Source organism: Streptomyces eurythermus, assembly GCF_014649115.1.
Lineage (GTDB): Bacteria > Actinomycetota > Actinomycetes > Streptomycetales > Streptomycetaceae > Streptomyces > Streptomyces eurythermus.
On sequence record NZ_BMSK01000013.1, the window covers coordinates 199,414 to 211,508 of the forward strand.

Annotated in this window: 10 protein-coding genes and 1 pseudogene; 5 read left to right on the top strand and 6 right to left on the bottom strand. The window is 75.1% G+C overall.

The features are described from left to right. Nucleotides 1-18: 18 nt before the first annotated feature. Genes IE251_RS25120 through IE251_RS25130 form a run of 3 tightly spaced genes read right to left on the bottom strand, consistent with a single transcriptional unit; the run spans nucleotide 19 to nucleotide 2,460 of the window. Nucleotides 19-1,101 (bottom strand): ferredoxin--NADP reductase, encoded by a 1,083-nt coding sequence (locus tag IE251_RS25120; RefSeq protein ID WP_189755266.1) that lies wholly within the window; start codon nucleotides 1,099-1,101, stop codon nucleotides 19-21. Further along, nucleotides 1,091-1,306: a hypothetical protein gene (locus IE251_RS25125; RefSeq protein WP_229896923.1), complete on the bottom strand. Its 216-nt coding sequence runs from the start codon at nucleotides 1,304-1,306 to the stop codon at nucleotides 1,091-1,093. The genes IE251_RS25120 and IE251_RS25125 overlap by 11 nt, the downstream gene beginning before the upstream one ends. Continuing rightward, entirely contained in the window at nucleotides 1,303-2,460 is a 1,158-nt protein-coding gene (locus IE251_RS25130) for a 3-ketosteroid-9-alpha-monooxygenase, oxygenase component (RefSeq protein ID WP_189755267.1), read from the bottom strand. The genes IE251_RS25125 and IE251_RS25130 overlap by 4 nt, the downstream gene beginning before the upstream one ends. 370 nt (nucleotides 2,461-2,830) lie before the next feature. On the opposite strand from IE251_RS25130, the gene IE251_RS25135 reads away from it, so the two are divergent. The 3 genes from IE251_RS25135 (at nucleotide 2,831) to IE251_RS25145 (ending at nucleotide 5,390) form a co-directional block, all read left to right on the top strand. Then, the gene (locus tag IE251_RS25135) at nucleotides 2,831-3,553 is read left to right on the top strand and encodes an IclR family transcriptional regulator (RefSeq protein WP_229896931.1); all 723 of its coding nucleotides are present in this window, start codon (nucleotides 2,831-2,833) and stop codon (nucleotides 3,551-3,553) included. Nucleotides 3,554-3,625: 72 nt separating this feature from the next. Next, nucleotides 3,626-4,522, top strand: coding sequence for a tyrosine-protein phosphatase (locus tag IE251_RS25140; protein WP_189755269.1), 897 nt, complete (start codon nucleotides 3,626-3,628; stop codon nucleotides 4,520-4,522). A 97-nt stretch (nucleotides 4,523-4,619) separates the two neighbouring features. Further along, nucleotides 4,620-5,390 carry a glucose 1-dehydrogenase gene (locus tag IE251_RS25145; protein WP_189755270.1) on the top strand — a complete coding sequence of 257 codons (771 nt, stop codon included), beginning with the start codon at nucleotides 4,620-4,622 and terminating at the stop codon, nucleotides 5,388-5,390. A 756-nt stretch (nucleotides 5,391-6,146) separates the two neighbouring features. Here the strand turns inward: IE251_RS25145 and IE251_RS25150 are convergent. Then, nucleotides 6,147-6,608 (bottom strand): hypothetical protein, encoded by a 462-nt coding sequence (locus tag IE251_RS25150; protein WP_229896924.1) that lies wholly within the window; start codon nucleotides 6,606-6,608, stop codon nucleotides 6,147-6,149. A gap of 504 nt (nucleotides 6,609-7,112) precedes the next feature. Between IE251_RS25150 and rho the strand changes: the two genes are divergently transcribed. Beyond that, nucleotides 7,113-8,261 (top strand): transcription termination factor Rho, encoded by a 1,149-nt coding sequence (rho, locus tag IE251_RS25155; RefSeq protein ID WP_189755271.1) that lies wholly within the window; start codon nucleotides 7,113-7,115, stop codon nucleotides 8,259-8,261. Between the two features lie 238 nt (nucleotides 8,262-8,499). Beyond that, nucleotides 8,500-9,195: pseudogene (locus IE251_RS41195) on the top strand (D-alanyl-D-alanine carboxypeptidase family protein); the annotation flags it as partial. A 59-nt stretch (nucleotides 9,196-9,254) separates the two neighbouring features. Here the strand turns inward: IE251_RS41195 and IE251_RS41200 are convergent. Beyond that, nucleotides 9,255-10,682: a glycosyltransferase family 87 protein gene (locus IE251_RS41200; RefSeq protein ID WP_229896925.1), complete on the bottom strand. Its 1,428-nt coding sequence runs from the start codon at nucleotides 10,680-10,682 to the stop codon at nucleotides 9,255-9,257. Continuing rightward, nucleotides 10,679-12,082: a polyprenol phosphomannose-dependent alpha 1,6 mannosyltransferase MptB gene (gene mptB / locus IE251_RS25165; protein WP_189755273.1), complete on the bottom strand. Its 1,404-nt coding sequence runs from the start codon at nucleotides 12,080-12,082 to the stop codon at nucleotides 10,679-10,681. Before mptB ends, IE251_RS41200 begins: the two co-directional genes overlap by 4 nt. Nucleotides 12,083-12,095: the final 13 nt, after the last annotated feature.

The following is a 12,095-nucleotide window of genomic DNA, read 5'->3' on the forward strand; positions in this document are numbered from 1 at the left end:
GGCGGGCCAGGAGGGTGGTCAGTCGTAGCTGACGTGGACGGGCGACCGGCCGTCCGCGGGCCGGGCCCGGCAGGCCAGGACGTAGCCCTCCGCCCGGTCCTCCGGTGTCAGTACTCCGCCCGTGCCGTGGTCCACCTCTCCGCGTACGACGCGGCAGGCGCAGGCGCCGCACGAGCCCTCACGGCAGGAGAAGGGGGCTTCCACCCCGGCGGCGAGCAGGGTGTCGAGGAGGGTGGTCCCGGCGGACCAGGTCAGGGCGTGGGACCGCTCGTCGATGTCGACGACCAGGTCCACGCCGCTGCCGGAGGGAGCCGGGGCGGACCCGGCCGTCCCGGCCGTGGGCGGCGGCGCGGGTGCCTCGGCGAAGACGTCGCCGGAGAGCGAGACGAACACCTCGCGGCGCACCCGCCCGCGCACGGCCCCCTGGGCGCGCAGGGCGTCGTCCGCGGCGGCCATGAAGCCCTCGGGGCCGCAGAGGAACGCCTCGCGCCCGGCGTACGGGGCGACGAGCTGGGCGAGTTGCTCCGTACGCGGCCGGCCCTGGACGGACGACAGGAGGTGGTGGACGAGCAGGCGCGCGGGGTGGGCGGCGGCGAGCCGGCGCAGTTCGTCGCGGAAGATGACGGAGCCGGGGTCCCGGTTGGCGTAGAGGAGCACGACCCGGCCCGTGCCCTGCTCCAGTGCCGACCGGGCCATGGGGAGGAGGGGGGTGATGCCGCTGCCCGCCGCGAGAAGCAGCAGGTCGGCGTCCGGGGAGGACGGTGTGAAGGACCCGGCGGGCGGCAGCACGGTCAGCCGCGTCCCCGCCGTGGCCGTGTCGCACAGCCAGTTGGAGCCGATCCCTCCGGGGACGCGTTTGACGGTGATCGCCGGCTCGGGCCCGGTACGGGAGAAGGAGTAGCAGCGGGCGTGTCCGCCCGGCACCCGCACGGTCAGGAACTGGCCGGGCAGGGGCGCCAGTCGGCGGCCGGCCTCGGGCCGGAGCACCAGGCTCACCGCGTCCGCGGTCTCCCGGACCACCCGCTGGACCGTCACCGTCATCGCCGCCGTCACGGTCTGCCCGTGGTCCCGGCCCCGGGCCCGGGGCTGTTCAGTCGTCATGGGCAACCGTCAGCCTTCCCTCGCGCACCTCCCGCTCGATGGACGCGCGCAGCCGGGTGCACCCCTCGATCCGCGCGCCGCCTCCGGCCAGTTGCGGGCAGCGGTCGGTCGGCCCGGTCCACTGGACGCTGGTGTGCGGAAGGCTGCGCTTCTCCACGAGGACCCCGGTGCCGCACTCCTCGCAGGTCACCGGCCGCATGCTCACGCCTCACCCCGCGCGGCTCGCGCCCGCCGGGCGAGGTTCGCGTCGACCTCGGCCTGCCACACCTTGACGGCCCGCTCGGTGTCGATCTCGAACTCGAACCGGTCCGTCATCTCCGGCCGCACATCGGCGACGTCCACGTAGAACTGCTCGTACCAGCGGCGGAGCTGGTACACCGGCCCGTCCTGGTCACAGAGCAGCGGGTTGTCGATCCTGGTCTTGTTCTTCCAGATCTCGATGTCCTGCTCGAACCCGGCCGCCAGGCCCTGCGCGGCCATGGCCGCCGACTCGGCCGCCATCTCGTCCGTCATGCCGGGGAGCTTCTTCACCAGCGCCCCGTACATCAGGACGAAGGAATCGGCGCTGACCGGGTAGTGACAGTTGATCATCGCTGTTTCGACGGTCGTGCCGTCCACGTCCATGTCCAGGTACACGACCATGTACGACGGTCCGTGGTACGAGGCCACCGACCGGGTGTCGCCCTGGGCGGAGACCGTCTCGGCGGCGGTCATGTCACCGCGCGGCGCGGTCGCCTGGTACTGGGTGGCGATGTGTCCCTCGAAGACGTTCTTGAAGTACGTCGGGAAGGAGTTGTGGACGTAGAAGAAGTGCGCCATGTCCACGACGTTGTCGACGATCTCGCGGCAGTGGGAGCCGTCGATGCGCAGCGAGTGCCAGGTCCAGTCGCTCCACTCGTCGCTGAACGCGCCCTCGATGCGCGGGATCGTGACGCCCTCCGGCGGGGGCGCGCCCTCGGGGTCGTACCAGACGAAGAGCTGCTTGTTCTCCTCCAGCGTGGTCCAGGCCCGCGTTCTGGCGCGGGGCGGGACCCGGTGGGCGTACGGAATGCCGGCGCACCTCCCGTCGCCCTTCCACAGCCAGCCGTGGAAGGGGCAGACGACCGTGTCGCCCTTGACCGTGCCGCGCGCCAGGTTTCCGCCCATGTGCGGGCAGTAGGCGTCCAGGACGTGCAGCCGCCCGGTGTCCTGGGCCTGGAAGACCACGAGCTTGGTGCCGAACGCCTCGATCTCGTGGGGCGCACCGTCCTTGAACGACTCGGCGAGGCCCAGGCAGTGCCAGCCCCGCGCGAAACGCTCCGGGGGGCTGCCCGCCTCGATGGTTCTGACCTGGTGCTCCGTGGTGCTGGGCGCACTCATGGGACGTCCTCTCCAGACTCCGCGCCGTCGGCCGGCCGTCAGCCGCGGCGCCGGCTCGGATGCCGGTGCGCCAGAGTCTTGGCCGGTGCCGCGCGGCTCACCAGAGGGGCTCCCGCTGAGCGGGACACCCGCGGCGGCGGGACCGTCCGCACCGGTCGGCCGAAACGTTTGACACTGGCGCCGGGTGCGTGACTTGAGTTACACATAGGGCCCCGACGTACGAGACACATGTGTCTCGCCGGTATCGCCGAGGAGTCCCATGTCCCCTTCCGTGCCCTCTCCGGCGCCCTGTCCGCGGCCTTCCGCGCCGCCGCCCGCGTCGTCCTCCGCGTTACCTTCCGCGGCGGAGCGGACGCACTCCCCCGTGTCGATGATCGACCGGGTGGTGTCCATCTTCGACGTCCTGGAGCAGGCGGACGGTCTGACGCTGTCGCAGGTGGTACGGCGCACGGGACTGCCTCGTTCCTCCGCGCACCGCATCCTCGAGCAGCTCGTGGAAGTCCGTTTCCTGCGCCGGGACGACAACGACTACCGGCTCGGCATGCGGATCATGGAGCTCGGTTCCGTGATGTACCACCAGGACCGGGTCCGGGCCGCCGCGGTGGGCCACCTCCACCAGCTGCACGCCTGGACCGGGCTGGCCGCGCAACTCGCGGTCCTCGACGAGGGGAAGGTCGTCTACCTCGTCCAGGTCGGCGGCCGCTCCGGCATCCCCTCGCGGTCACTGGTGAACGGACGGCCGCAGGCCCACCGGACCGTGGTGGGGAAGGCGCTCATGGCCCACTCCCCCGCCGCGTGCTGCGAGGTGGAGCTCGCCCCGCACCGCTTCCGGGCCGAGCTCGCCGACATCCGGGAGCGTGGTGTCGCCTACGGCCACGAGGAGACCATGCCGGGCGTCGGCTGCGTCGCCGCGCCGGTCATCGGGGCGGGCGACACCGCGGCGCTCGCCGCCGTGTCGGTCAGCGGCCCGCTCGACCACATGCGCTTCCCGAAGCTCGCGGCCATGGTGCGGCGCACGGCGGCGAGCGTACGGCGCGGAGCCGCGGCGTCCGGCCGCGGTGACAGCGACGGCGAGGGACCGGCCGCCTCCTGACGTACGCCCACGCGGGGCCCTGCCCCGAAGTCCCGTCGCCCCCTGTCCACTTGTTCCTGTAGCGGAGTTCCCATGGACGTCCCCAGACGCACCTTCCTCGGCGCCGCGGCGGCCGTGGCCGTCACCACCGGCACGGCCGTCACCGCCGCTCCCCCGGTCGCGTCCGCCTCGCCGACCACCATCCGCCACTTTCCGCTCCGGGGCGCGGCCAACCTCCGTGACCTGGGCGGCTGTCCCACGCGGAGCGGCCGGCAGGTCGGTTACGGCCGGGTCTACCGCTCCGACGCGCCGAACAGGCTCACCCCAGACGACCTGGTGACCCTCGACGGCCTCGGCCTGCGCACGGTCCTCGACTACCGGATCCCCCTGGAGGTCGACTCCGACGGCGCGGACATCCTCTGCCCGGGCCTCGGCTCCACCTCCCACAGCATCACCGACTCCGGGCTGTACGCCTACACGAAGGACGCCCTCTCGTGCGCGGACCCGGTCAGACAGCGGCAGCTGCTCGGTGACGGCAAGGCAGCCGAGTTCCTGACCGGGGTCTACCGCGCCTTCGTCACCGTCGCCGGCAACCGCGCGCGGTTCGCCGAGGTCCTGCGCGCCCTCGCGAGCGGCGACGGCCTCCCGCTCCTCTACCACTGCACGTCCGGCAAGGACCGCACGGGCTGGGCGGCCTACCTCGTCCTGCTGGCCCTCGGCGTGCCGGAGGCCACGGCACGCGAGGACTACCTGGCGTCGAACACCTTCCGGGCCGCCGCGGACGCGAGGACCCGCGAGGGGATCAAGGCGGCCGGGATGATGGAGAACCCGGATCCGCTGATCCCGCTCCGGGAAGTACGCGCGGAGTACCTGGACGCCGCGCCGGCCGAGGTCAGGAAGGGCTACGGCTGCCTGCGCGCCCACTTCACCGACGGCCTCGGCCTGGACTCCCGCACCGTGGACGGGCTCCGCGAGCGGATGCTTCTGTGACGGCCCGGCCGTTCACGCGCGGGCATGACCACCTCGACCCTGTGTACCGACAACACCGCCCCGCGTTCCCAGCGGCGGCGCACGGCACGGAGGAACCATGACGAACGATCTGTCCGGCAAGACCGTCATCATCACCGGCGCGGCCCGCGGCCTGGGCGCGGAGGCGGCCCGGCAGGCCGTCGCGGCCGGCGCGCGGGTCGTCCTCACCGACGTACGGGAGGAGGAGGGCAGGGCGACGGCCTCCGCGCTCGGGGAGCGGGCGGCGCGATTCCTCGCGCACGACGTGACGTCCGAGGAGGACTGGGAGCGGGTGGTGGCCTACGCGGTGGCGGAATTCGGCGCCGTGCACGGGCTGGTGAACAACGCCGGCATAGCCACCGGGGCGTTGCTGGAAGCGGAGTCGGTGGAGGGCTTCCGCAAGGTCGTCGACATCAATCTCACCGGCGTCTTCATCGGCATGAAGGCCGTCATCCCGGTGATGAAGGAGAACGGCGGCGGCTCCATCGTCAACATCTCGTCGGCCGCCGGCCTGATGGGCCTGGCGCTGACCGCCGGCTACGGCGCGTCCAAGTGGGCGGTGCGGGGACTGACCAAGATCGGCGCGGTGGAGCTGGGAACGGCCGGGATCCGCGTCAATTCCGTCCACCCCGGCATGACCTACACCCCGATGACCGCCTCGGTCGGCATCGAGCGGGGCCCGGGCAACTACCCGAACACCCCCATGGGGCGGGTCGGCGAGGCGGCGGAGGTCGCGGGCGCGGTGGTCTTCCTGCTGTCGGACGCGGCGGCCTACGTCACGGGCGCCGAACTCGCGGTGGACGGCGGCTGGACGGCCGGCCCGACGGTCCGGTACGCGATGGGCGACTGACGGCGGGGGCGCGCGGGCCGGGGGAAGGACCGGCTCAAGGGCGCGCCCCCCTCCGGCGATCCCCGGCACGGCCGGAAACCGTCGGGCGGCCGCGGTCCGGCATTCCCCAGCCACAGACGCCGGGGCCGCCGCTCGTCCGATCGGCGCCGGGCGGCACGGACTTCGCGCCACGCGTCTCGCGCTGGGCGGCCTTCGGGAGCAAGCCGCCTCCCGTACTGCCGGCCCTGGCGGTGCGGGAGGTCCGGATGGCGGGAGCAGGCCGGGCCGGACGACCCCGACGCCGGTCGCGGGACCGAAGGCGTCGGTGAACGGCAGGGCCCGGGCGCCGCCGCGCACCCAGGCGACCCGGGCGGCATCCGCCGCAGGGCGAAGTCGAGCATGCCGGCGCCGAAGCCGACCCCGGTGACGCTGAGGCGGCACGGCCGGGCGAGCGGCCGTGTCCCGGCGCCGGTGCCGCGGCACAGGCCGAGCCCGTCCGCGAACGGTCCGAGCGGCGCGAGCGCCTCGGCCGCGGCGTCCAGCACGTGGTCGGAGGTGGGATCGAACTCCGGTGCGAGCATGCCGTATCCGCGTTTGACCGACGACGGGTCCTGTACGGCGAGTTCGCGGAGCGCTGGGCACTCGGGACCGCACATGCCGGCAGCCTACGGCGCCACGGCGGACCGCCGTCGCAGACCCCGGTGCCGCCCTGGGCCGAGCACGGCGGAGCCGCGTGCTTCGGAGTTCATGCCGGGCCCCGCCCACGGCCGGTCCGGCTCAGCCGTAGGTCTCGCGGCAGAGGCGGACGATCTCGGGGGCCGCCACGCCGTCCGCCCTGCGGCACAGGGCGCGCATCACGGCGGCGGGCGGGCGGGAGACCGTACGGGGCCGGGGGGCCTGGTGCCGCACGGGCGGGCGGCGCTTCGCGCGCGGCTGAGGGGCCGGTGCGGCGGGGGTGGTCCGGGGCGCGGCGGGCGCCGGACCACCGCCGGACGCGGGCCCTCGGGTCCGGGCCGCCGGGCCCGGCCGGTCGGGGTGCCTGTCGCCGGTGCGCACGAGCGCCGCCCCGGCGGCCGGCTCGCTCACCGGGGACCGCAGGAGCGACGGTCTCGTCTCGGCGTCCGGCGGGAGGGCGCGCCGGGAGCCGGCGGCTCCGGGCTGGGGGGCGGGGTTGACGGTGGTGCAGCCGGCGACGCTCACCAGAGCGGCGACCACCAGCGGAAGAAGTCGGCGAGGCACGCGCTCACTGTGCCGCACCGCCCGCGGCGACGGTCCGCTCCACGCCGGATCACCACCCCCACGAGCGACCGGCCGGGGTGACGGGCCCGGCACGATGATCGGGTGTCCGCACCGGTCGTCGGCAACTTCCCGCCGGACGCTCGCCGTTGCGTGGTGCGGTCGGCGGGCCCGGCGGGCGCCTCCGGCCCTGCGGGAATGCCACGATCCGGTGGTTTGTTGTCCGAGTCACGGACGCAGCACCCCATCCAGTGGTAGCGTGCTATCAGCACTCGTGCACGCCCACAGTGGCCGCCGGTGCCAGTCTCTCCTTCTCAGTTGATCGGTTCGCCGCTGTCCCGGATTCCCCGGTCCCCGGCGCGTCAGCTTCCCGGTACCGCCTCGTGACGGGCCTTCTCCGCCGCGCCCGAGGCACCGTCTCCGCCGCCCGGAGGCAGTCGCAGACGCCTCCCGCTCGCGGCCTCACCCCGCTCCTCCTCCCTGTTCCGTCCGCGAAAGGACACCCGCATGACCACCACACTCGCACCCCCTTCCGAGGCCCCGCAGGCACCGGCCGCCCCGCTCGTCACCGGCGTCCTGGACATCGACGCGCACGGGAAGGGACATCTCAGGGCCGCGAGCCTGCTGCCCTCCCCCGCCGACCCGCAGGTCGCACCAGCCCTCGTGCGCCGCCACGGACTGCGCAAGGGCGATCTGATCGAGGGTGTCCGGGGCGACCGGCGGACCCTGACCGAGATCGCGCGCGTCAACGGACGCGCCCCCGGGGAACCCCGCGCGCGCCGCCGCTTCCACGAGCTCACCCCGCTCCATCCGCACCGTCGCCTGCGCCTGGAACACCCCGGCGCCGGACTGACCGGGCGCCTCGCCGATCTGCTCGCGCCGGTCGGCAAGGGGCAGCGCGGCCTCATCGTGGCACCGCCCAAGAGCGGCAAGACCGTGCTGCTCCAGCAGCTCGCCGCCGCCGTGGCCGGCAACCACCCCGAGTGCCGGCTGATCGTCCTGCTGCTCGACGAGCGGCCCGAGGAGGTCACCGAGATGCGCCGCTCGGTGCGCGGCGAGGTGTACGCCTCCACCTTCGACCGCTCGCCCAAGGACCACATCGCCCTCGCCGAACTGGTCGTGGAACGGGCGAAACGGCTGGTCGAGGCCGGTGAGGACGTCGTCGTGCTGCTGGACTCGCTGACCCGGCTGTGCCGCGCGTACAACAACGCCTCCGCCGTCGGCGGCCGCACCCTGAGCGGCGGCGTCGACGCGGGCGCGCTGATCGGCCCCAAGCGGTTCTTCGGCGCCGCGCGCCAGGCCGAGGAGGGCGGCTCCCTGACCATCCTCGCCTCGGCGCTGGTGGACACCGGCTCCCGGGCCGACGGGTACTTCTTCGAGGAGCTGAAGAGCACCGGCAACATGGAGCTGCGCCTGGACCGGGAGCTGGCCGCCCGGCGGGTCTTCCCGGCCGTGGACATCGACGCCAGCGGCACCCGCCGCGAGGAACTGCTGCTCACCCCGGCCGAGTTGACCGCCGTACGCGGACTGCGCCGGGCCCTGCGCTCCCGGGAGGGCGGCCCGTCCGCCGTGGAGACCCTGCTCGAACGGCTGCGTGCCACCCCGGACAACGCCGCGTTCCTGCGGCAGATCCGGCCCACCCTCCCGGCCGGCTGACCCCGGCCCCGGGCGCCCCGGGTGCGGCATCCGGGTTGCCCGGCGCCCCGAACGGCCCCGGCGGGGTGAGGGACCCGCACCCTGTTCGTAGGTTGATCGTATGATCACCGGATTCTCGTATCGCGCGGCAGTGTCGGCCTGCTCCCTCTGTGTGGCGGGCCTGCTGGTGCTCACACCGGCCGCTGCCGCCGCCGGACCCCCGGCCGGGGAACCCGCCCCGCCCCGCCCCCCGGCGGTGATGCCCGGGCCGTCCCTGCTGTACAGGTCCGGCACCCAGGTCCGGCCGCACCGGGACGCCCCCGAGCTGCCCGACGTCTCGGCGCTCTCCTGGCTCATCGCCGACGCGGGCAGCGGCGAGGTGCTGGCCGCGCACGACGCCCACCGCGAACTGCCCCCCGCCAGCACCCTGAAGACCCTGTTCGCGCTCACCGTCCTGCCCACGCTCCCCGGCGGGCTCCAGCACACCGTGGACTACGACGAACTGGCCGACGTCGGCGAGGGCAGCAGCCTGGTCGGCGTCGAGGAGGGGCACACCTACCGGGTGGCCGACCTGTGGCGGGGGGTGTTCCTCAGCTCCGGGAACGACGCCGTGCACGTCCTCGCCCGGCTCGGCGGCGGCTGGGAGGCCACCGCCGCCCGGATGCAGGACAAGGCCCGCTCGCTCGGCGCGCTGGACACCCATGTCGTCTCCCCGGACGGCTACGACGCCCCCGGCCAGGTGTCCTCCGCCTTCGACCTCGCGGTGTTCGGCCGGGCGGGCCTGCGCGACCCCGACTTCGCCCGGTACTGCGGCACCGCCGAGGCCGACTTCCCCGGTGACGGCTCGTCGTACCCCATCGAGAACACCAACCGGCTGCTGACCGGCGAGGACGGCGTGGCGCCGTACCCCGGGCTGATCGGGATCAAGAACGGCTACACCAGCAACGCGGGCAACACGCTCGTGGCCGCGGCGCGCCGCGACGGGCACACCCTCGTGGTGAGTGTCCTCAACCCTCAGGCCGACGGCGGGTTGACCGTGTACGAGGAGGCCCGCGCGCTGCTCGACTGGGGCTTCGCGGCGGCCGGACAGGTGGACCCGGTGGGCTCGCTGGACGGACTGCGCCCGCCCTCCCGCACGGAGCCGTCGGCCGCGCCGGTGGCGGCGGCCGGGGCGCCGGCCTCGGACGACGACTCGGACTGGTCCCCCGCCGCCGTCGTGGCGGGACTCACCGGGCTCGGCGCGGGGGCCGTGGCGCTGGCGCTGCGGGCCAAGGGCGGCCGGACGGCCCGCGGCTGACCCGCCGGCAGGCCGAGCAGCAGACCCAGCGAGACCCAGACGTAGGCGTTGGCGCCGAGGAACCCGTCGAGGCCCGAGGCGTCACCGGCCCACAGCCAGACCACGCTGGTGCACAGCACCGCGTACAGGGCGGCCGCGATCCGCGGACGCCCGGCGCGGACCAGGACCGCGAAGGACGGCAGCAGCCACACCAGATGGTGCACCCAGGTGATCGGGCTGACCAGGCAGGCCGTGATGCCGGTGAGGGCGAACGCCGCCGGCCAGTCGCCGGCCGCGGCCGCCCGGCGCGCCCGCCACGCCCAGACGCACAGGGTCAGCAGGACCGCCGACGCCCACAGTGGGCGGCCGGTCTCGCCGAGGCGGGCCAGCACCCCTTGCAGCGACTGGTTCGACACATAGTCGAGCCGCCCCACCCGGCCGGTGTCCCACAGCGCCTCGGTCCAGTAGAACCGGGAGGCCGCCGGGTCGGCCCAGGCGGCCAGCGCGGTCGCACCGGCGGCGACCGCCGTCGCGACGGCCGCCGCCCGGCGCCGCCCGGCGAGCAGCAGCAGCCCGATGAACAGGACGGGCGTCAGCTTCACCGCGGCGGCCAGCCCGGTCCCGGCGCCCGCCCAGCGGCCCCGGCCGGTCGTCAGCAGCAGGCAGTCGGCGAGGACGAGGGCCAGCAGCACCAGGTTCACCTGGCCGAAGCTGAAGGTGTCCCGCAACGGCTCGAACAGGGCCAGCAGGCACAGGCACAGCGCCCACCGGTACCAGCCGCGGCGCCGCCGGCCGGGCCCGGCCAGCACCCACAGCACCGCCGCGAGCGCGGCCAGGTTCACCAGCAGGGACACGACGACCGCCGCGGTCCGGCCGAGCAGGGCCAGCGGCAGCATGGCCACGGCGGCGAACGGCGGATAGGTGAAGCCGTACACCGTGCCCGGCACCCGGTAGTCGTAGATCCGGCCGCCGTGGTGCGCCCAGGTGTGCACGGTGCCGTAGTACACGCGCAGGTCGAAGAAGCCCCGCAGCAGCGGCACGGTCGCCGTGAACGCGGTGACGGCCGCCACCAGCAGCAGGACCAGCAGCAGCCGGCCCCCGTCCGTGCGCGGCCCCGAGTGTTCCGGTCGTACGCGCGTTCCCCCGGATCGGCTCGGGCCCGTCATGCCGGGCGTCCCGGGACCGGGGCCTGGGCGGCCAGGAGGGCCTGCCACAGGACGACGACACCGAGGACCCCGCCGGAGACCGCCAGCACCAGCTGCCCCGGGTCGGCGGGCCCGCCGCCGGGCAGCACGGCGAGGGCGAGCACCCCGGCCAGGACGGCCGACCGGTGCCGTACCGGGGTGCCGGGCGCGGCGGCGGCCACGAGGAACAGGCCCCACAGCGCGTACCAGGGCCGGATCGCCGGGCCGAGCACCGCGACCGCGAGCAGGGACAGGCCGAGCGCGTACACCGGCCGGGCGCGCAGTCTGCGCGCGGTCAGCAGCACGGCGACGGCGGCGGCCGCGAGCCCGAGCAGGTGCCAGGCGGGGACGGCCAGCGGTGCCAGTCCGCTGTCGAGGCGGGTCAGCAGGGCGCCGGTCGCCCGGCCGAGCAGGCTGGTCAGCGCCCAGTTGTGCGGGGAGACCGGGGTGCCCAGGGCGCCGATCCAGCCGTAGCCGGTGCCGGCCAGGGCCGTCGCGGCGACCGTGGTCGCGGCCGAGGCCGCCGCCGTGGTCAGGACGGCCGGCAGCGGGCGGTCCCCGGAGCGGATCCGCAGGGCGACGACGACCGGCAGGCCGAGCGCCGCCGGTACCTTCACCAGGGCGGCGAGGGTGACGAGGACGGCGCCGGCGGCGCCGGCGGCGGGCCGGGGGCCGTGCGCGGCGACCAGGCCGAGCCCGAGCAGGCCGAGCATCAGGGCGTCGTTGTGGGCGCCCGCGACCAGGTGGAGCAGCACCAGCGGGTTGAGCGCGCCGAGCCAGAGCGCGGCGGCCGGGTCGGCGCCGCTGTGCCGGGCGAGCCGGGGCAGCGCCACCGCCATGAGCGCCACGCCGGCCAGCGCGGCCAGGCGCATGCCGAGCAGGCCGGCGGGGATCTCGCCGTGGGTCAGCCCGGACAGCGCGGAGGCCAGGGCCAGGAAAGCGGGGCCGTAGGGGGCGGCGGTGTGCCGCCACATCGGGGCGACCTCCTCGGCGAGCGGGCCGCCGAGCCGGTCCGGGCCGTGGGCGTAGACGTCCATGTGGGCGTCGGCCATGGCGCCCTGCGCGAGGTAGCTGTAGACGTCCCTGCTGAACAGCGGGGGTGCGAGCAGCAGTGGGGCCGCCCAGAGGGCCAGGACGAGCAGCAGGGCGCGCGGGGTGGGCGGACGCGGGCCGCGTACCAGTCGGCCCAGGAACAGCCAGGCCGCCGTCAGCAGGACGATGCCGAAGTACACCCCGACCAGGCCGAGGGCCGCGTGCACCGAGGCGGGCGCCCACAGCTCCCGGACCGGCAGGGCGCCGGCCGTCTCGCCGCCGAGCGCGAGGAAGGCGGTGCCGGCCAGGCCCAGGGCCTGGCAGTGGCGGAGTTCGACGGGGAATGCCATGGCCAACACCGGG